Annotated in this window: 16 protein-coding genes; all 16 read right to left on the minus strand. The window is 38.9% G+C overall.

The features are described from left to right. Positions 1-9 precede the first annotated feature (9 nt). Positions 10-1,551 (minus strand): bifunctional phosphoribosylaminoimidazolecarboxamide formyltransferase/IMP cyclohydrolase, encoded by a 1,542-nt coding sequence (gene purH, locus AC4PID_RS06075; RefSeq protein WP_492134671.1) that lies wholly within the window; start codon positions 1,549-1,551, stop codon positions 10-12. Between the two features lie 39 nt (positions 1,552-1,590). Next, on the minus strand, positions 1,591-2,196 hold the full coding sequence (gene purN / locus AC4PID_RS06080; protein WP_492134672.1) for a phosphoribosylglycinamide formyltransferase: 606 nt from the start codon (positions 2,194-2,196) through the stop codon (positions 1,591-1,593). Then, a complete protein-coding gene (purM, locus tag AC4PID_RS06085; RefSeq protein WP_492134673.1) occupies positions 2,184-3,224 on the minus strand; it encodes a phosphoribosylformylglycinamidine cyclo-ligase in 1,041 nt (346 codons plus the stop codon). Before purM ends, purN begins: the two co-directional genes overlap by 13 nt. Positions 3,225-3,261: 37 nt before the next feature. Beyond that, positions 3,262-4,674, minus strand: coding sequence for an amidophosphoribosyltransferase (gene purF / locus AC4PID_RS06090; protein ID WP_492134674.1), 1,413 nt, complete (start codon positions 4,672-4,674; stop codon positions 3,262-3,264). Between the two features lie 18 nt (positions 4,675-4,692). Then, positions 4,693-5,397 carry a phosphoribosylaminoimidazolesuccinocarboxamide synthase gene (gene purC, locus AC4PID_RS06095; RefSeq protein ID WP_492134675.1) on the minus strand — a complete coding sequence of 235 codons (705 nt, stop codon included), beginning with the start codon at positions 5,395-5,397 and terminating at the stop codon, positions 4,693-4,695. 167 nt (positions 5,398-5,564) lie between these two features. After that, positions 5,565-6,050 (minus strand): 5-(carboxyamino)imidazole ribonucleotide mutase, encoded by a 486-nt coding sequence (gene purE, locus AC4PID_RS06100; RefSeq protein ID WP_492134676.1) that lies wholly within the window; start codon positions 6,048-6,050, stop codon positions 5,565-5,567. A gap of 182 nt (positions 6,051-6,232) precedes the next feature. Then, complete coding sequence (locus AC4PID_RS06105) at positions 6,233-7,231, minus strand: aldose epimerase family protein (protein WP_492134677.1); 999 nt, start codon at positions 7,229-7,231, stop codon at positions 6,233-6,235. A gap of 21 nt (positions 7,232-7,252) precedes the next feature. Then, on the minus strand, positions 7,253-8,794 hold the full coding sequence (locus AC4PID_RS06110) for a UDP-glucose--hexose-1-phosphate uridylyltransferase (protein ID WP_492134678.1): 1,542 nt from the start codon (positions 8,792-8,794) through the stop codon (positions 7,253-7,255). Further along, positions 8,784-9,956 (minus strand): galactokinase, encoded by a 1,173-nt coding sequence (locus AC4PID_RS06115; protein WP_492134679.1) that lies wholly within the window; start codon positions 9,954-9,956, stop codon positions 8,784-8,786. The genes AC4PID_RS06110 and AC4PID_RS06115 overlap by 11 nt, the downstream gene beginning before the upstream one ends. A gap of 12 nt (positions 9,957-9,968) precedes the next feature. Next, positions 9,969-10,955 carry a UDP-glucose 4-epimerase GalE gene (gene galE / locus AC4PID_RS06120; RefSeq protein WP_492134680.1) on the minus strand — a complete coding sequence of 329 codons (987 nt, stop codon included), beginning with the start codon at positions 10,953-10,955 and terminating at the stop codon, positions 9,969-9,971. 85 nt (positions 10,956-11,040) lie between these two features. Next, entirely contained in the window at positions 11,041-11,787 is a 747-nt protein-coding gene (locus AC4PID_RS06125) for a TIGR03915 family putative DNA repair protein (RefSeq protein WP_492134681.1), read from the minus strand. Beyond that, the gene (locus AC4PID_RS06130) at positions 11,771-13,060 is read right to left on the minus strand and encodes a putative DNA modification/repair radical SAM protein (RefSeq protein ID WP_492134682.1); all 1,290 of its coding nucleotides are present in this window, start codon (positions 13,058-13,060) and stop codon (positions 11,771-11,773) included. Before AC4PID_RS06130 ends, AC4PID_RS06125 begins: the two co-directional genes overlap by 17 nt. Before the next feature lie 207 nt (positions 13,061-13,267). After that, positions 13,268-14,068 (minus strand): cell wall hydrolase, encoded by an 801-nt coding sequence (locus tag AC4PID_RS06135; RefSeq protein WP_492134683.1) that lies wholly within the window; start codon positions 14,066-14,068, stop codon positions 13,268-13,270. A 198-nt stretch (positions 14,069-14,266) separates the two neighbouring features. Further along, the gene (locus tag AC4PID_RS06140; protein WP_492134684.1) at positions 14,267-18,004 is read right to left on the minus strand and encodes a phosphoribosylformylglycinamidine synthase; all 3,738 of its coding nucleotides are present in this window, start codon (positions 18,002-18,004) and stop codon (positions 14,267-14,269) included. A gap of 191 nt (positions 18,005-18,195) precedes the next feature. Further along, positions 18,196-19,218 (minus strand): ArsR/SmtB family transcription factor, encoded by a 1,023-nt coding sequence (locus tag AC4PID_RS06145; RefSeq protein WP_492134685.1) that lies wholly within the window; start codon positions 19,216-19,218, stop codon positions 18,196-18,198. A gap of 40 nt (positions 19,219-19,258) precedes the next feature. Further along, the gene (locus AC4PID_RS06150) at positions 19,259-20,494 is read right to left on the minus strand and encodes an MFS transporter (RefSeq protein ID WP_492134686.1); all 1,236 of its coding nucleotides are present in this window, start codon (positions 20,492-20,494) and stop codon (positions 19,259-19,261) included. Positions 20,495-20,546: the final 52 nt, after the last annotated feature.

Here is a 20,546-nt window from a genome sequence, read left to right on the forward strand (position 1 = left end):
GACCTCCGATTAGTGCTTAAAGTGTCTCATTCCAGTGAAAACCATTGTCATACCGTATTTGTTTGCTTCTTCGATAACTTCTTGGTCTCTGACCGAGCCACCAGGTTGAATAATCGCTGAGATGCCTGCTTCTGCAGCTGCTTTTATCGCATCTGCAAATGGGAAAAACGCATCAGATGCTAAAACAGCACCCTTCACCGGGAAGTTAGATTGGCGAATGGCATTTTCAGTTGCCCAAACTCGGCTAACTTGACCTTGTCCGATCCCTAAGGTTTGACCATCGCGTGTAATGGCAATTGCATTCGATTTCGCATGCTTAACTACTTTCCATGCAAAAGTCAATTCTTCTATTTCTTTTTTCGTTGGAATTCTATCGGTTACCACTTGGAGTTCACCTTCAAATAAGCTATGATCCACTTCTTGAACCAATAACCCACCAAGTGTCTTTTTCATATCCAGTTGATTGGCCGTCTTTTCCATCATTGATGCCAATTTTAAAATGCGTAGATTCTTCTTTTTCATAAGAACTTCCAATGCATCTTCATCAAAATCAGGTGCAATAACGATTTCTAAGAACGTTTCATTCATTTTTTCCGCCGTCTGTACATCGACTTTTCTATTGAGAGCGACGATACCACCGAAGATCGATACCGGATCACAGTCGTACGCTTTCGTGTAAGCATGTAACAAGTCAAAGCCTGTTCCTACGCCACAAGGACTAGAATGCTTCACTGCGACCACTGCTGGTTTTTCCCCAAACTCTTTGACAAGTGCAAGTGCACCATCAACATCATTGATATTGTTAAACGAAAGTTCTTTACCATGAAGCTGAACTGCTTCAGATAAGGTGCCTTTCGTATCGAGAACTTCTTTGTAAAAAGATGCTTTTTGATGTGGGTTTTCACCATATCTTAAATCTTGGGCTTTTTCATAGGTGACTGTAAATGTCTTTGTAAAAGGTGTCTTATTCGCATGCTTCATCAAATACTCAGCAATCATCGCATCATAGTATGCCGTGTGCTGAAAAACCTTAAGTGCCAAATCGTATTTCATTTCATAAGGAACTTCACCCTCTGATCGTATCGCATCAACTACAGCTGTATAATCCTCAGGGTCAATTACAACCACCACATCTCTGTGGTTTTTTGCTGCAGATCTCAGCATCGTCGGACCACCGATATCGATATTTTCAACAGCATCTTCAAAAGCAACGTTTGGCTTTTGAACCGTCTGCTTAAAAGGGTATAAGTTAATGATGACATAGTCTATCGTACCAATGCCCAACTTTTCAAGCTGCGACATATGATCTTCACTATCGCGGATGGCTAAGATGCCACCGTGTACAACTGGATGAAGGGTTTTTACTCTACCGTCTAAACACTCTTCGAAACCTGTTATTTCACTGATGTTTTTTACTGGTATACCCGCATTTTTAATACTTTGTTCAGTACCACCAGTTGAAACCAGCTCTATTCCTAATTCATGAAAAGCGCTAGCCAATTCAACGATACCTGTTTTATCCGAAACGCTTAACAAAGCTCTTTTTTTCATTACTTTCACCTTTTCTCGCCACAAGGCTGAATTTAATAGCTAATTTCCAATTAAAACAACACCATCTTGAATGTCTTTAACCGTCTTGACTATAAGTCGGTGTTCCTCTCTTAACACTCTCTGAGCCAAGGTTTCTGGCGTATCACCTACTTTGACCTCAATCTGAGCTTGATAGATGATGCGACCAGTATCCACGCCATTATCCACAAAATGTGTTGTCGCACCACTGTATTTTTCACCTGCTGCTATAACCGCTTCGTGTACCTTAGCACCATAGTATCCTTGACCACCATACTTAGGTAGTAGTGAAGGATGTATATTGATGATCCTTCCTTTAAAAGCTTCGATAAAGCTTTCATCAAGAATTGCTAAATAGCCCGCAAGGACGATTAAATCGACATTGTAATGCTTCAACAACTGAAGCATGTGCATGGTTCTCTCTTTCGTATCTGGAAAATTACCAAGTCCAAAGTAGTGCGCATCTATGCCATATTTCTCAGCACGTTTTAAACCAAACGCCTCTTTTCTGTTGGCAATCACACACTTTATTGAGGTTTGATTCAATTCATCCTGAAGCGCATCGATAATGGCTTGCAAATTTGATCCACCACCTGAAACCAATACCGCTATATTTAAGCGTTCCATAAAGTTACGCCCTTTTCTCCTTCAATTACTTCACCGATAATCGAAACCGTCTCACCTTGCTCTGATAGCAATTGAACCGTTTTATCGACATCATTTGCGTCAACGATTACGATAAAGCCTACACCCATATTAAAGGTGCCATATAAGTCTTCTCGATCGATGTTACCTACTTTTTCGATATAATCAAAGATTGCAGGTTTTGACCAAGAATCCAACTTGATTTTTGCGTTTTGACCCTCAGAAAGCACACGCGGAATATTTTCATAGAAGCCGCCTCCTGTCATGTGAACCATACCTTTAATATTCACCTCTGACAAAAGCTTCAATATTGGTTTCACATAGATTTTAGTTGGCTCTATCAGTGCCTTTCCTAATGTCGTATTCAATTCAGGAATAAATGTATCAACGGATAATCCCAATTGATCAAAGAAAAGTTTTCTAACGAGTGAGTAACCATTTGAATGAATGCCACTCGACTTAAGACCAAGGATGACATCGCCTGGTTTTATGCTCGCACCTGTGATGATTTTCTCCTCATCGACGACGCCTACAGCAAAACCAGCCATATCGTACTCACCTTCACCGTAAAAACCTGGCATTTCAGCAGTTTCCCCACCTAATAAAGGCATTGCAGCGAGCTTACAACCGTCTGTAATCCCTTTGACGATTTGCTCGGCGCTTTCTGCATTGAGCTTACCAGTTGCTAGATAATCTAAAAAGAAAAGCGGCATAGCCCCTTGGCAAAGGATATCATTAACACACATCGCTACCAAGTCTTGACCCACGGTATCATGTTTGTCCATCATAAAAGCAAGCTTTAATTTTGTACCAACACCATCTGTTCCAGCAACCAAAACTGGACTTTTGTAGCTACCACTTAGTCGTAACAAACCACCAAAGTTTCCTAGATCGCCAATAACATCGCCATTATAAGTCTCTTTAACGTGCTTTTTCATTAGTTCCACTGCTCTAGCGCCTTCTTTGACGTCTACTCCAGAAGCTGCATAGGTTAATTTATCTTTTGACATCGTCTTAACATCCTCTTTTCACTATAATCGTTGGCGTTTATTCAAACATAAATTTATTTGCTTCTTCAGGCACTTCCATTGGATAGTCGCCATCAAAGCAAGCGGTACAGAGTCCACATGGTTTAAAATCGATGGATTTTTTCAGACCAGCGTCACTTAAAAATGCCAAACTATCTGCGCCAATCATCTCACAAATCTCATCTATCGTATGGATTGCACCGATTAATTGCTGTCTATTGGGCGTATCGATTCCGAAATAGCAAGGGTGCTTAACTGGTGGCGAGCTCACTCTTACATGAACTTCAGAAGCACCAGCCGCTTTCAGCATGTTTATGATACGCTTGCTCGTCGTTCCTCTTACGATGGAATCATCTATTAAAATAAGTCTTTTTCCTTCAATATTTCTTTTCATCACATTGAGTTTAAGTCTAACAGCAAGTTCTCTAGACTTTTGATCTGGCTGAATGAACGTTCTACCCATGTATTTATTCTTAATCAATCCCGTGTTATAAGGAATACCAGACTCTTCGGCATAACCGATAGCAGCAGCAATCCCCGAGTCAGGTACAGCGATCACCATATCTGCATCAACAGGATATTCTCTCGCTAAAATTCGTCCAGACTCAACACGCGTTTCATAGACACTTTTACCATCTATGATACTGTCTGGTCTTGCAAAGTAAACGTATTCAAAAGCACAAATGGCTTTTTTATGACCCTCAGTGAAGAAAATAGATTCTACACCTTCATCACTGATGATAACGATTTCGCCTGGTTCTACATCTCTTACAAACTCTGCACCCACAACATCGTGTGCACACGATTCTGATGCAAGCACATAGCCACCTTCAGGTAACTTCGCAAGCGAAAGTGGTCTTAAGCCATTTGGGTCTCTCACACCAATCAGCATATGATCGATGACGATGGTAAGTGCATACGAACCTTTAATTTCTTTAACCGACTCAACGACAGCTTCTTTCATACCTAAGCTGTAATTTTTCGCGATAAGGTTTGCGATAACCTCTGAATCGATAGAAGTTTGAAAGATTGAGCCTTCATCTTCAAGACGATTTCTAATTTCCACCGCATTGACTAAGTTGCCGTTATGTGCAAGAGCAATACTTCCACCCTTGTATCTCACCACAAGAGGTTGCGCATTTGATACATAGCTGTCTCCTGTGGTACTGTATCTAACGTGACCAATACCGATATCCGCTGGTAAACGATCGAGGATTTCATTGTCGAAAACTTCTTGGACCAAACCCATTTCTTTATAATATTGCATTTTATCGTTTTTTAGAACTGCAATCCCTGCACTCTCTTGACCTCTGTGTTGAAGTGCAATTAAACCGAAACAAAGCATGTGCGAAATGCCACTTACACCTGGTGCGTGGATTCCAATAACGCCACATTCTTCACTGAGTTTGTCCATCTTTAAAAAATCATCCATTAATATGCCTCCGCCTAATTAGGCTTGAATTCTACTTAAAACTTCTTGATAAGTTTGCTCTACATCGCCAAGATCTCTTCTAAAACGGTCTTTATCCATTTTTTTGTTTGTTTCTGCATCCCAAAGTCTGCAGGTATCCGGTGAAATCTCATCTGCCAAGATAACTTCCCCTTTAAATAAACCGAATTCAAGTTTAAAGTCAATTAACTTTAAGCCATGTGCTAAGAAGAACTCCACTAAAATCGTGTTAATTTTAAGTGCCATTTCCTTGATTTTTTCAACTTGCTCACGTGTCGCAAATGCCATTGCATAGATGTGATAGTCATTGATCATTGGATCACCAAGTGCATCATCCTTGTAACAGAACTCTAAAACGGTTTCCTTCATTACGACGCCTTCTTCAAGACCCAATCTTTTAGCAAGTGATCCAGCTGCTACGTTTCTAACGATAACTTCAAGTGGTAAAATAGTAACCGCTTTTACGTATTGCTCTCTATCAGAAAGTAATTTTTCGAAATGTGTTGGAATGCCTTGTTCTTCTAGCATCTTGAACAAAAGTGCGCTCATTTTATTGTTAACCACGCCTTTATCCGAAATAGTGCCTTTTTTCTCTCCGTTAAATGCGGTAGCATCGTCTTTGTATTCTACAATATAGTAATCTTCATTTTCTGTTTTAAAAACCTTCTTAGCTTTACCTTCATAAAGTTGCTCTAACTTGTTCATATGAACCTCCATATATTTTATTTTTTCTCTTCTAGATGCCACCTACAGTAATCGACCGTGTGACATTTACATATCCAATATAAAACGGAATGTCATCTTTTACTTTATTTACAGACATTGCTTTATAAGCAGATATAAGCTTGTAGCATCGCCACAAGCTTAATGAATTAATAACGAGATTGAATCGAAGCGTCTTTCTTTAAAACTGCTTCAGCCATCTCAGATTTATATGCTCTCATTTTTTCTCTTAACTCAGGGTATTTAACTGAAAGGATTTGTACTGCTAAAAGACCAGCATTTTCTGCCCCGTCAACAGCAACTGTCGCAACTGGAATGCCACTTGGCATTTGTACGATCGAAAGGAGTGAGTCTAGACCGTCTAGCGTGGATGATTTGATTGGAATGCCGATTACCGGTAGCGTTGTTACCCCTGCGATAACACCAGGTAAGTGCGCCGCTTTTCCAGCCGCACCGATAATAACCTCAACGCCCTCTGCTTCTGCATTCATTGCAAACTCGACAGCTAAGTGTGGCGTTCTGTGTGCTGATAAAACTCTAGCAACAACTTCCACATCAAATTTTTTCAAAATACCTATACAACGTTCAACGACTGGAAAATCCGAGTCACTGCCCATTAGAATAGCAACTTTCATAACGCCTCCTAAAATCCGAATGTTTTTTATGCTTTTCAAAGGTTTATTCGTATATACAAATGATATAGAAGTTTCTGTCCTGCGTCAAGACAAAATACGAATATTTTTGTATCAAATAAATTTAATATTCATAATTGTACAGATAAAAAAACACCCTCTTGCTGAGGGTGTTTGAATTGTAACTATTTTTGAATTTTAAAGGCATATTTGGTTTCATTTACGTACTTAATCCCAGCATCGATAACATTCACAGCATTTGGACGCTTTTGTGTTTCAAAGCATATACCATGGTGATTTTTGTACGAAATATTATTTGTATATATGACCACATCCGATTGATCGCTTGTAATTTCAAGCATCCTACCAGACACGGGGTCCTTGTAAATCACCTGAGGTTTTCCTTTATCAATTGGGTCTTCTAGAGAAAACGGGTGATCGATGCCTTGGTAAACACTCATATAGGCGCTTAAAATTGGCGTCAATTGCCTAAAATCGTACGCTGTCCCTTTAACATGAATTTTCTCTTCGATTGGACAGCTTTTTTCATCCAAATTATAAAAATAATCCGCATTAACAAAGAGTAAATGTTCGTCTATTTTGCGTTTTTCATTTCCTGAAAGGTTAAAATAGGTATGATTGGTCGTATTGATATGGCAATCACGATCCGCCATAGCACGATGTGTCACGATTAATTCATTGGCATCATTTAACTCAATCACCATCTCAAAAACAATGTTTCCAGGAAAGCCACCCTGTAAATGTCCATGAACATACTTCAAGGTGACACTACAGGACTCATTGGACATCATCTCGCCTGTAACCATCCAAAGCTGTTTGTGAAGTCCCTCTTGACCACTATGAAGGTTATTGCCTATTCTATCCACAGGTAAACTGTAGACTCTTTCACCAATAATGAGCTGGCCTTCTTTTATACGACCGGCATTGGGGCCAATAACAGCATTTAAAAACATTGGATTTTTTACAAAGTCATTTGGGTCATCATATGTCATAACCACATTTTCAATTAAACCAGAAGCATCTGGTACCATTAACGACTGTAAAATTGCCCCATAATTCAAGAACTTTGCAGACATACCTTGGTTGTTACTTAATTCAATCCATTCTATCGGTAAATTAAGTAACTTACTGAGCGTTTCTTCTTTGCCCATCTTAATGTCCATCTTTGCCTCCAAGTCAATCCTCTAAGCCTTTAAAAATTCAACAATACCATCATACTGCTCTTTATATATGCCAGAATCTCTAAGTGCAAGCTCAAACTTTTTACCAACCTGTGCTTTTAAGAAGTCAGATAAGGTCTGGTCCATACAAGTCGTATTCCCTTGCTGTGCAAACAAATCAACTATTTCTGGTCTCATCTCTTGAATCCATTTTTCATGCTTTTCTGTTATTTCTGAGAACTCTATTTCATCTAGAACTGCCTTTTCACTGTCCCAAGCAATTATAAGTTCTGTTTTTAACTGCTCTAGCTCCGCTGCAAGACGTGCAGGCAGAACTGCTAATCCCATAACTTCTATTAAACCGATGTTTTCTTTTTTAATGTGATGGTGTTCGACATGTGGATGGAAGATACCATCAGGATGTCTTTCTGATTTTCTATTATTTCTCAAAGCGAGATACATTTCGTACTCACCATTCATTTTTCTTAAAATTGGTGTCACCGTATTATGACGTTCATTTGTGTGAGCGGAAAGCTCGTATTTTTCATCTGAGTAACCGATCCATTTTTGAAGCAAATCAGAAGATGCTTCAATGATCCGTTCTCTATTCTTACTTCTTAACCTTACAACCGATAATGGCCATTTCAGCACATCATAAGCAATGCCATCAAACGATTCAAGACGAATCGTTTCATAGACCTCTGCGCGCATCATTGGCATTTCATAATTTCCCGCTTGATAATGATCGTGGGTTAAAATAGAGCCTCCCACCGTGTGAAGATCCGCATTGGAACCGATAAAATAATGTGGCACCAAATCGACAAAATCACAAAGTCTAACAAATGTATTTCGATCGATTTTCATATCGCGATGTTCACGACACAATACGATTGCATGCTCATTGTAATAGACATATGGTGAATATTGCAGATACCAAGGTTCATTTTGCAAATTCATTTCAACAATTCTGTGATTGTGTCTTGCTGGATGGTTGATATTGCCTTGATAGCCGGCATTGTCAACACAAAGTAAGCACTTTGGATACACAGATGGTGGTAGTGTCTTTGCTAAAGCAATCTCTTTCGGATCCTTTTCTGGTTTTGAAATGTTGATCGTAATATCCATATCACCATATGGCGTTTCAGTCACCCAATTGATGTTTTTACTGACGCGATCCATTCTGATATAAGTAGACGCATTTGAAAGACTATAGAAATACTCAGTAGCAAATTTGGGATCCGCATGATGCAGTGACCAAAAAATACGATTAACTTCTGAATTTCTCGGCATTAAATAGCTCATGAGCTCCGCTTGAAACTGCTCTATTTGATACGAATATTCTAAAGGCTCACCCATTTCAGCTGCTGATACGGTGATATTGTTTAAAAGCTCATATACGCCTAAGGTTGGCACCTCTGCACTAAGGACTTCATCAATATCTGCAATTGTATTCAATCTCTTCCAGAACTGATTTCTAACGACTTCCACATCAAGCTCACTAATCATTCGATGTTCTAGCCCAAAGCGTATAAGACCTTCAACATCGATTAATAATTTATTCAACACGTGCAGTTCCTCCCGAAATTCGCGCAACATAAAACGATGCTTCTGTGCCAGTTAGCGCTTTGTATTGTATAGAGATACTCTGTTCGTATGCTTCTATGTGGTCTTTATGAACCAGTGCTATTGCACAGCCACCAAATCCAGCACCAGTCATTCTTGCCCCAATTACACCGCGTTCTTTTCTACTAAGCTCTACAACAGTATCCAGTTCAAAGCAGCTCACTTCAAAGCTATTGCTTAAAGACTCATGAGAGCTGTACATCCATTCACCAAAAGCCAACAGATTCCCTTCAGTGAGCTCAGTCTTACTACTTTTAGTTCTGAAATTTTCTTGAATCGCATGAATGGCTCTCTTATAGACTGAGCTGGATTCAAGCACTTCTGATACCTCAATAAACTCTTTAGGCGTCATATCACACAACGATGTGATTGGTCGCTTTTTATAATTGGACTTCAAAAGACTAAATGCGGTTTCACATTCACTTCTTCTCTGATTGTACTCTGAGTCAACAAGACCACGCTTTTTATTCGTATTAATAATTACAATTCGATAATCCCCTAATGTTGCAGGTACATATGTGTAATCTAAAGTATCACAATCAAGCATAATCGCATGATCTTTTTTACCCATTGCGATGGAAAATTGATCCATAATACCGCAATTAACGCCATTAAACTGATTTTCCGACAACTGGCAAAGTTTTGCGATTTCAACGCCATCAAGTCCAAGGTGATAATAGTCGTTGGCAATAGTCGCCATTAAAACTTCGATCGATGCTGATGATGATAGACCCGCGCCATTTGGTAAATCGCCATAAAAGAGTAGATCAAATCCAAAAGGTGTCTTATGTCCTTCAGCTTGAAGTGTGTACAATACGCCCATTGGGTAGTTCGCCCAATCAAGAGCAGGGTCATACTCTATCGAATTTAAATCAAAGCTCATCACACCCAGCGATTCAAAGTTTAATGATTTTAATCTTACCTTTGAATCCTTTCTTGGACTCACGAGCGCATAGGTACCGAGGTTAATCGCAACAGGCAAAACCATACCACCATTATAGTCGATGTGTTCACCAATCAAATTGACTCTACCTGGTGAAAAATAAAATGCTTCAGAAGCGTCATTATAACTATTTAAAAATTCTAATCTCATTTGTTCCTTCATATCCGTCCTCCACTACGCTTTATATCCATTTGGATGTGACAGATGGAACCGCCATGCATCAGATATTATCGTTTCAACTTTAGTATATTGGGGATCCCATTTTAAAACCGACCTTGCCTTTTCTGAAGATGCAATTAGAGTTGATGGATCGCCAGCACGACGTGCATCTACTTTCTCAGGAATAGGATGTCCAGTCACTTTTCTTGCCACTTCAATAATCTCCTTAACTGAGAATCCTTCGCCACTTCCGAGATTGAACACATTGCTCTCACCCTTGTTTCTCAAATAAGTAAGCGCTTTTATATGTGCATCAATCAAATCAATCACATGCACATAATCTCGGATACACGTGCCATCTTTCGTTGGATAGTCATCGCCAAATACCGTAATAAACTCGCGCTGTCCCAATGGTACTTGTAACACCAAAGGAATCAGATGTGTCTCAACACCATGTGCTTCTCCGATTTCACCCGTTTGATCCGCTCCTGCGACATTAAAGTATCTTAGTGAAACATAACGAATGCCATGCGCATGATCTGCCCATTTAAACATATTTTCCATCATTAACTTTGATGCGCCATAAGGATTCGTTGGATCCGTTTTACTCGTTTCTAAAATCGGTACCTGATCAGGTTCGCCGTAAACAGCAGCAGTAGATGAAAAGACAATTTTATCTACATTAAATTCCTGCATGACCTTTAAAACATTAATTGCACCGCCTACATTATTTTCAAAATACTTGATTGGCTTGTGTACTGACTCGCCAACGAGTGAGTTGGCACAAAAGTGCATTACTGCTTCAACATTGTTTTCAGCAAAGACTGCTCTAAGTGCTGCTTCATCTCTTATATCAACCTGATAGAATTTTGCATCTTCATTTACCGCTTCTTTATGTCCTGTTTCCAAGTTGTCGACAACGATTACTGACTCACCAGCTTGTATCAGTTGTCTTACAGCATGGCTACCGATATAGCCAGCGCCTCCTAAAACCAATATCATATGATTCTCCTTTAACCGAATAGATTCGTTTACTTAAGACTATCATATCACATGAGTTAATAAAATCAATTATTTTAGTAAAAATTTACTTGGCTTTTTTTTCGGTTAAAAACTGCCAGTATTTCTTAGGCATCATTTGCATATGTCTACGTTTGTCTTTGCGTTCATCAATTGCTATATGATCAAAATACGCTTGCCACATTTTCTGATACTTCTCCTCTCGGCTGGAATAATAAAGTGATTCCACCGGATCAAGATCACTAAAGTGAACCTCTGTCTTGTTATAAAAAGCCGCTTTCCGCCTTTTTGTATCATGTAACACCCAGAGTTGATCGCCAAGACGATCGACAAAATGCGGCACCACCAATGCCAACAAATCGTAGGTAGGTTCAAACTGGCTATAGTAAATTCCCTTTTCGAGCTCTGCGAAGCGAATAAAACCAATCATTCGATGTGACTCTCTAGCGACTGCATTATAGCATTTATAAAGGGTCATAATCGCCTCTTCAGAATAGTTTTCTAATCCATTGCCACCAAACTTATAAGCTTTTTTTAAGGCTCTAAACAGCTTCGTCCCAAACTGTTCGTCCTCAGACAAATAGGCATAGCCAATCCTTCGAAATGCTTCTTCTCCAAAAGTTTCGATGATAGATGCAGTTACTTTTCCCGCATACTCAGAAACTGTATGACATTCCACCACTTGATCAAACAGATCATACTGATAGAGCGCTCGAATACATAGCTGATCATTTTCAGGGTTTGCCTTAGCATAAAACATTTCATACACCGCTGAAAGTACGCCTTCAAAGCTACCATCAAATAGATAAACCATTCTGTCCACCCCCTGAATTGAAAACACTTGGATATAGATCAAACATTTTCAGCTGATTCGCACCTTTTTTAGGCGGTTCTATAAGAAGCGTTCTTAACTTTCTCGGTTCCAAATCAATGTCACCAAAGTACTTTCCATTGCAAGTAACAAAATATTTCGCACGCTTCATTACAACACCCATTTTCACTAAAGCATCAAAACCGACAGGTCCAAATCGCCTAGCAGCCATAATTCGCCTTGCTGTTACATTACCAACCCCAGGAATGCGTAGCAGCTCAAGCAGGCTCACCTTGTTGATTTCCATCGGAAATAACTGTGGATTCCTAACCGCCCACTGACATTTAGGATCCATCTCCATATCGAGATTTGGATCCTCCTTTGTTAGAATTTCATCTGCGGTAAACCCATAAAATCTCAAAAGCCAGTCCGCTTGATAAATACGATGCTCTCGCTTTAACGCATCCGTGTGATACATTGAAACAATAGCGTTTTTTCCAACAGGAACATACGCCGAATAATAGACGCGTTTTAGCGACATACGATTATAGAGCGCTTCAGAAATTTTTATAATTTTATAATCAACCTCATCCGTCGCCCCTACTATAAGCTGTGTACTTTGACCCGCTGGAACAAAAGAAGGCGTGTGTTTGTATCTAACGATGGAAGATTTATTTTCGACGATGCGTTCTTTGATCATCTGCATCGGTGCAATCATTTCATTTCTATTTTTTTCAGGCGCTAAAAGTCTCAAGCTTTTGGTCGTCGGTAGCTCAATATTGATACTCATCCGATCCACATAAAGGCCAGCTTGTTCAATCAGCTTAGGATCAGCGCCAGGAATCCCCTTAAGGTGGATATAGCCATTAAACCTTTCTCTCTCCCTTAATCGTTTGACAACTGCCAAAAGCTGCTCCATGGTGTAATCTGGTGATCTTACCACACCAGAACTCAAAAATAATCCTTCAATGTAATTTCTTCTATAAAAGCTGATGGTTAGATCCACTACTTCATCAGGCGTAAACTCTGCTCTCAGCATATCTGGGTTACTTGCCCGATTGATACAATATGCACAGTCGTAAAGGCACTTGTTGGTATATAGAATTTTGAGTAGCGATATGCATCTCCCATCTTCAGCGAAACTATGACAAATCCCTGGTAATGCAGCATTACCAAGTGCCCCTTTTACAGCTTTTCGCTCACTGCCACTGGAAGAACAAGACACGTCATATTTTGCAGCATCCGCTAAGATTTCAAGTTTTTTTAAAGCTTCCATAACACCCTCCAAACAGAACGTATGTTCTATTTAGATTATACGCCTTTTTCCCAAAAATGTATATAAATAATGTTCTTATGAAATCAAGTAATAAAAATCTTCGGGCATCGAACCCTCAGATTTTACCACAAGCGAGATTGTGGCTAAAAAAAAAGACGTTACTCATTTGAGTAACGTCAATCATGCTTATACCTAGTTTCCTTTTATCTAGAAATAAAAGTAATCGCCTTCAATCAACTTATAAAAGCTGTCCGCCTTTGTTGAAAACGGAATATAGTTGAAATACAGGCAGTTTGGTGCAACTTCAATTCCCATCATGGCTCTTTTAGCCGCCATCAAGCTTGCTTGAGACGGTTCCTTTGTCAGAAAACTGCTTTTGTAAGCAGGGGGAAACTGATTGCGCTGATAGATAACTTCATATACAGTGTTTGGAAATTTAGGGCTGGCAACGCGATTTAAAACCACATTTGCCACAGCTGTTTTTTTGTCCAAAGAGCCACCTCTGGTTTCCGCTTCTACGATCTTAGCCAACCAGTAGTAATCCTCTTCAGTATAATTCATTTTTCTTACTTCGCTGGCAGCAACCTTGAATTCCGGATGACTCAATGTTACATGTACAAGTTCAGGGTCCCATGTCATTTGAATTCCCATCACTTCACAAATCGAATATAGCGGAACGTAGATTCTACCGTCTTTTACAAAACTTTCACTTGTTAATTCATCTGATTTGTTATTTATCACGATTAGATTTGAATCCATTTTGTAGCTGACATAATCCTCGCCTATGTTAAGCACTGCAAACTTAGCATTAGGGAGCCATTCTAAGGATATGTCCATTCTTTGAGCGAACTCGGATAGCAGACCATATGGGATACCATTCTCTTCTATTATAATCCCTTCGTCTTCTAATAATTGGTCATTGATGGTCACAAGGACATCACTTGCAAATCCAAGCCCAGAAATCAATAAGCATGAAAAAAGCATCAAAAAGAATACCTTTAACTTCATAAAACCTCCTTGACTATTTTTCGATTTTAACACAAATCCAAAAAAAACAAAAGACATATTATGGAAATATGTCTTTAACGTTTTTACTTGCAATAGTTTGTCCTGTTTTTAATTATTGAAACATAAATATTTCAAAAGCTATTTATTTGTAGTTTTTTTATAAAAAACACATCTTATTTTTGCTTTAAAGTCATTTTTCTATTTAAAGTATGAAACACCAGAGGTAAAAATATCAAAAGTTTTTTCACCGTAAATATTTTTGTAAAGACCTTCAGCGGTTCTTTCAATGTGACCCATTTTACCAAACACTCTACCATCTGGCGAGAAAATGCCTTCGATCGCTTCTACTGATCCATTGATATTATAGTTGCCATCGTAAGTCGCTTGACCATTTGGATCCACATATTGCGTCGCAATTTGACCATTTGCCTCTAAAATTTGAATCGTTTTTTCATCGGCAAAGAAACGACCTTCTCCGTGAGAAAATGCCGTTTGGTAGATCTCACCTACATTTGCATTTGATAACCAAGGTGAGTTGACTGAAGCTACCCTTACTGAAGCCATTCTAGCGACGTGTCTACCAATCTTATTAAAGGTTAAGGTTGGGGAATCTTCAGAAAGCTCTCTTATTTCACCATAAGGTAAAAGTCCTAGCTTCACTAAAGCTTGGAAGCCATTGCAGATCCCTAACATCATACCATCACGTGAATTTAGCAACGCCATTATTTCTTCTGATAGCTTCGGGTTTCTAAAGACAGAAGCGATAAACTTACCTGATCCCTCAGGCTCATCCCCTGCACTAAATCCACCTGGTAGAGCAATAATTTGAGATTTTTTAATTTTCTCAGCAAATCGATCCACTGATTCTTTTACAGCTTCAGGCGTAAGATTTCTAAAGATTTCAAACTCGACAGTAGCACCTGCTTTTTCAAAAGCCTTAATGGTATCGTATTCACAGTTGATCCCTGGGAATACAGGTACAAAGACTCTAGGCTTTGCAATTTGTATAGCTGGCTTACGATTGCTTCTCACTGTGTATGAAATTGTTTTGGCAATGCCTGTATCGTGGTGTTGTGTTGGAAAAATCGGCTCAAGTGTACCTGTCCACGCCTTTAGCGCATCATTACCTGAGATCACCTCATCACCAACAACAAATTCAAATGCAGCTTGTGTTTGTCCAATAAGACTAAAACCTTCATTAATTGTAAAGCGATCCACCGAATCATTTGAGACTTCGATTACAATTGCGCCAATTTCAGGAGAAAAAAGTGTGCTTTGTAATTTTGATTCAAGCTTAAAGCCAACTCGATTACCAAAAGCCATCTTAGAAAGTGCCATCGCCACGCCACCTTCTCCAATAGCGTATGCCGAAAGTACGTTTCCACTGTGCATTTCAGATAAAATCACATCATAGCCTAATTTTAAAGCTACATAATTTGGCATGTCTGCCGCTTCTCTAGAAGGGTTAAACAAAACCAATTTTGAGTTATTATTCTTAAGCTCCTGTGAAATAACATCGTTAGTTTTACCGTAAGTGACAGCAAATGAAATAAGCGTTGGTGGTACATCCATGTCTTTAAACGTACCAGACATTGAATCCTTACCCCCGATTGCAGCTGTATTAAAGTTCACTTGAGCATCACACGCACCAAGAAGCGCTGCCATTGGCTTTCCCCATTTAACAGGATCAGTTCCTAATTTTTCAAAATACTCCTGAAGCGATAATCTAACCTTTTTATAATCACCGCCAATTGCCACAAGCTTGGCTATAGATTCAACTACCGAATAAACACCACCATGGAAAGGTGACCATTTACCTATTTCTGATTGATAGCCATAGCTCATCATAGAGACCGTATTCGTTTCTCCGCCTAAAACCGGTAGTTTAGCTGCCATTGCTTGAGAAGGTGTCAGTTGATTGACACCGCCAAAAGGCATCAATACAGTTGCTGCCCCAATGGTATTATCAAATCTTTCAACGAGCCCTTTTTGAGAACACACATTTAAGCTCGACAGCTTGTTTAACCATGTACTTACAACGTCTCCGTTGAACGAATTGTCAAAATATGAGAATTCCTTTGGAGCAGTAATATTTACTGAGTTAGTACCTCTGACACCATTTGTGTCCAAGAATGCTCTCGACACATCAAGAATTGATTGTCCTTGCCAAGTCATTTCAAGTCTGCCTGAGTCAGTTACTTCTGCCACTACTGTCGCCTCAAGATTTTCAGAATCACAAAGTAACATAACTTGATCTAAGTCCTCTGGTGATATCACAACCGCCATACGTTCTTGCGACTCAGAGATAGCAATTTCTGTACCGTCTAGTCCTTCATATTTCTTTGGTACTTTATCTAAATTGATTTTCAAACTATCCGCTAGCTCGCCGATGGCTACAGAAACGCCACCTGCGCCAAAATCGTTACACTTTTTAATGCACGCTGACATATTTGGATTTCTAAATAATCTTTGAATTTTTCTTTCTTCAGGTGCATTCCCCTTTTGAACCTCTGCGCCACAAGCCACTAAACTTTCCTCATCATGGGCTTTAGAAGAGCCTGTTGCACCACCGACACCGTCGCGTCCAGTTCTGCCACCGATTAACACAATTAAGTCACCTGTCTCTGGTTGTTCTCTTCTTACATTTGAAAGTGGTGCAGCACCCATTACGGCACCTACTTCCATACGCTTTGCTACAAAGCCATCGTCGTAAACTTCAGCAACATGACCAGTTGCAAGACCGATTTGATTGCCATAGGCACTAAAACCAGCAGCCGCTTTTTGTGTGATGATTTTTTGTGGTAGTTTTCCTTCAAGTGTATCTTCGATCGGTGTTAAGGGATTGCCCGCACCTGTTACTCTCATACTTTGATAAACATAGCTTCTTCCTGAAAGCGGATCTCTGATAGCGCCACCTAAGCAAGTAGCAGCCCCACCATAAGGTTCTATTTCAGTCGGATGGTTGTGCGTTTCATTTTTGAACATAAGTAACCAAGGTTCATCTATACCATTGACGTCTACATCGATCTTAATGCTACATGCGTTAATCTCATCAGAGACATCCAAATCCTCAAGTCCACCGTTTTTTCTGAGTGTTTTCATGTTAATTGTCGCCAAATCCATAAGCGTCATCAATCTACCGGAGTTACCATAAATCGACTCACGCATTTTTAAATAGCTTTCATAAGCTTTCACTATTGGCGTCGTGTATTCTGATGCTTCTATAGTTACATCTGTTAGCTCTGTCATAAATGTTGTATGACGGCAATGATCTGACCAGTAAGTGTCGATTACTTTCAGTTCTGTAATCGTTGGATTCCTTTTTTCATCTATAAAGTAGTTTTGAATGTGCTCTAAATCTGAAAGTGTCATTGCAAAACCCATCTGGTTTCTAAAATTTAAGAGCGATTCAATTGATAGATTGATAAAATCCTTAACGGTTTCAACTGGCTGAGGAATTGGCATCTCGAGTGCTATTTTATTTGGTCGTTCAAGTGCCACTTCACTTGATTCTACTGGGTTGATTAAGAAAGCCTTAACCTTTAGGACCTCTTCCTCTGAAAGTGTGCCTTTTAAAACGATGATTTTTGAAGCTGTAATCTCTGCTCTATTTTCCAAAGTAACAATTCCGATACATTGCGCTGCCGAGTCAGCTCTTTGGTCATATTGGCCAGGTAAAAGCGCATATCTAAACGCCGTCTCATCGCTCTCGATCTTTATATCAGAAAGCCTAACCTGATCGACGTTCGGTTCTGAAAGAACAGTATTAATTACCGTTTCAAGCTTATCCTCAGGTACGCCTTCAAAGTCATAGCAATTGATGATTCTAACACTTTTTAATCCTGATAAATATAGATCGTGTTTGAGTTCACCCGCTAATGCAATCGCTTCAACATCAAACCCTTTTTTCTTTTCTACCAATACTCTAGTAACCATTTTTGCCTCCTCAGCACATCCTTTTATGTTAACTTAAGTGTATCATGAAAATATGCATAAATAAATTTAATATTAATAATATATATCATTAGACATGCTAATACTAAATCAAAAAAAATGGCACTCTTATTCAGAGTGCTTAAAGAAGTAAAGATATATTTGAAGTGATTGCTAGCGAGTAAGAATTTTTATCATTGTTCCAAATCATTGATAAAGTTATCAAACAACCGTTTGATCATCTCAATATTGGTGATATAATACATTTTTTTACCTTCTTGAAGGCTCAAAGACAAGAGTCTTAAACCTAACAAAATAGAAATATGATGGCTAATCGTTGCTTTTGAAAGCTTTAATCGATTGGCGTAATCCTTTGCACAGACTGGCTCCTTTGAAGCCATTTGTATCATAAGAAGCTTGGTTGGATCACCAAGAGATTTAAAAACTTCTTGCTCAATGGTTTTTTCCTTGTCTGAGATGACTTTTTTCATGCCAAAGCCGACAATCATATTGAGACTTTGATGACTTTTATGAATAGAATACATTAAAATGTACTCTCCAAGCACGGTCATACAAACTGTAATTTCCTTGATGGCATCCGTCTCACCTTCAAGCTGGATCATTAGATAACTGTTTCTAAAACGATTTTCGTCAATCATATCCGCTTCAAGTAGAACGATTTCACGATTATAAATTTCCTTTACACGATCCTCTATTAATTCATAAGTTTCAACATAGCTTTTTAAGGTATTCACACACAGCTTAAAAATTTCAGGCGCTTCGTGTTTAAACTTTTTAAGTTGAGAATAAGACATAACGATTTGACTTGTATTATTCTCAATTAAGCTTTCTATTCGTTCTTTAATGGAAGCTTCAGTTGATTCAGTTGGACGAACAAACTCATTGATATAAGCTTCATAAAACTGATCTGCACCAATGTCTTCGATTAATGCGATTAACTCTCTCGGTGGTAAATCAGGATGCTTCACCGCCAAATTGTAAATTAAGCTGTCTAGATAGTATTTTTTAAAAAGGAGCTTCAAATCTTCAGATACGCGCATAGAAACATTCGAGGACAGTTCATCAATTAACGCCTCAATCTCTTCAGAAGGCGCGACCCCTATTTTCTTAATTTCTTTTCTAAATTCATGACCCCCGAGTAGACGGTTGATCGAGAATACGAAATCCAAACTTTTAACGCGTATGCTTTTTACCATAATTGATCTCCTAACAATAGTATTCTAATCTATTATTACACTATCCTTCAGTTAGGGCAACCTCTTTTAGCGCTGAATTTTTTTGTACAGATAATGCAATGATGCCAAGTGCAGCCGCATCAAACAGCAGTAAGGCATAGCTTGGTACAACATCCATTAAGACGCCAGTTAAAATATATGCAATTGGCATAACCCCTTGAGACATAGCGCCAAGAACGCCCATCGCTCTACCTCTATATTCATCTTCTATGGTCACTTGAAAAAGTACCTGAAGTGGCACATTAACCAATATCACAACCATCGCGAGTCCAAGCATCATAAGACTATAATACCCAGGAACTAAAAGCCCAAAGTTGACACCTGGTAAGACGGGTACAGCAAAACTAAATAGCAGTAAACTGAACAACAGCATCGCATTTCTGAATAGTGATTGTGAAAATTGAATGTTCTTTTTCCCTACTATGATTGACATGATAATCGCACCAATAGGAAATGCCGCTTGAATCCACCCATTTACCTCAGGTGATATGCCATGTGTTGTAATTAAATCTACTGGAAGAATAATTGAAAATCCAGAAAGAAAAAAGTTAATAACAAGTGCATAAGCAGCAATCGTCATAAATGCCTTTTGCTTAAGGACATAGCCAAAGCCTTCCTTAAGATTTTGTATAATAGAAGTTTTTTCTAAAGCTACTTTTTTAGTGGTAGCAAACATATTAAAGTCAATAAAGCATTCGCTAAAAGATGATAATATAAATGAAACGCCATTGATCAAGAAAAAGAGTTTTATATCTAATAGCCCATAGATAATGCCTCCTAGTATAGGCGATAATATCGATAAGATGCTGTCCATGCTTTGTGAATACGCATTGATCTTTGTCAAATTGTTTCTTGAAACAATATTCGGATAAGCTGCTCCAAACGCACTATTGAGGAAGACGAAGAGTACTGCAAGGACAAGCTCCGCTAAATAAATCATCCATAAACTGAGACCCGCTTTTGGAATAAAGAAAAAGAACAACAGCATCACGATGCCACTGATAAAATCCGCACCAACAACGAGAGTCTTTCTACTCATCTTATCAGCAATAGCACCCGCTATTGGACTAAGTAAAACGATTGGGAGTGTTGTAATGAGTAACGAAATTGCGAAACTCTGAGCTGATCCAGTTAATTTTAAAATATAATAACTCATTGCAAACCCAAATAATTTTGAACCCAATTGGCTGACACCTTTACCACAAAGTGTCAGCCATAAATTTCTAATTTCTTTCATCTAACAAACCCCCGATTGTGTCACAGTCATCTTATTTGCTTTTTCTTGATTT

It is taken from the genome of Fusibacter sp. QWL-12, from assembly GCF_058683495.1.

Bases quoted from the DNA above. Each gene is read 5' to 3' on its own strand.
- purH (WP_492134671.1), bottom strand. From the start codon at position 1,551: ATGAAAAAAAGAGCTTTGTTAAGCGTTTCGGATAAAACAGGTATCGTT.
- purN (WP_492134672.1), bottom strand. From the start codon at position 2,196: ATGGAACGCTTAAATATAGCGGTATTGGTTTCAGGTGGTGGATCAAAT.
- purM (WP_492134673.1), bottom strand. From the start codon at position 3,224: ATGTCAAAAGATAAATTAACCTATGCAGCTTCTGGAGTAGACGTCAAA.
- purF (WP_492134674.1), bottom strand. From the start codon at position 4,674: ATGGATGATTTTTTAAAGATGGACAAACTCAGTGAAGAATGTGGCGTT.
- purC (WP_492134675.1), bottom strand. From the start codon at position 5,397: ATGAACAAGTTAGAGCAACTTTATGAAGGTAAAGCTAAGAAGGTTTTT.
- purE (WP_492134676.1), bottom strand. From the start codon at position 6,050: ATGAAAGTTGCTATTCTAATGGGCAGTGACTCGGATTTTCCAGTCGTT.
- AC4PID_RS06105 (WP_492134677.1), bottom strand. From the start codon at position 7,231: ATGGACATTAAGATGGGCAAAGAAGAAACGCTCAGTAAGTTACTTAAT.
- AC4PID_RS06115 (WP_492134679.1), bottom strand. From the start codon at position 9,956: ATGAAGGAACAAATGAGATTAGAATTTTTAAATAGTTATAATGACGCT.
- galE (WP_492134680.1), bottom strand. From the start codon at position 10,955: ATGATATTGGTTTTAGGAGGCGCTGGCTATATCGGTAGCCATGCTGTA.
- AC4PID_RS06125 (WP_492134681.1), bottom strand. From the start codon at position 11,787: ATGGTTTATCTATTTGATGGTAGCTTTGAAGGCGTACTTTCAGCGGTG.
- AC4PID_RS06130 (WP_492134682.1), bottom strand. From the start codon at position 13,060: ATGGAAGCTTTAAAAAAACTTGAAATCTTAGCGGATGCTGCAAAATAT.
- AC4PID_RS06135 (WP_492134683.1), bottom strand. From the start codon at position 14,068: ATGAAGTTAAAGGTATTCTTTTTGATGCTTTTTTCATGCTTATTGATT.
- AC4PID_RS06140 (WP_492134684.1), bottom strand. From the start codon at position 18,004: ATGGTTACTAGAGTATTGGTAGAAAAGAAAAAAGGGTTTGATGTTGAA.
- AC4PID_RS06145 (WP_492134685.1), bottom strand. From the start codon at position 19,218: ATGGTAAAAAGCATACGCGTTAAAAGTTTGGATTTCGTATTCTCGATC.
- AC4PID_RS06150 (WP_492134686.1), bottom strand. From the start codon at position 20,494: ATGAAAGAAATTAGAAATTTATGGCTGACACTTTGTGGTAAAGGTGTC.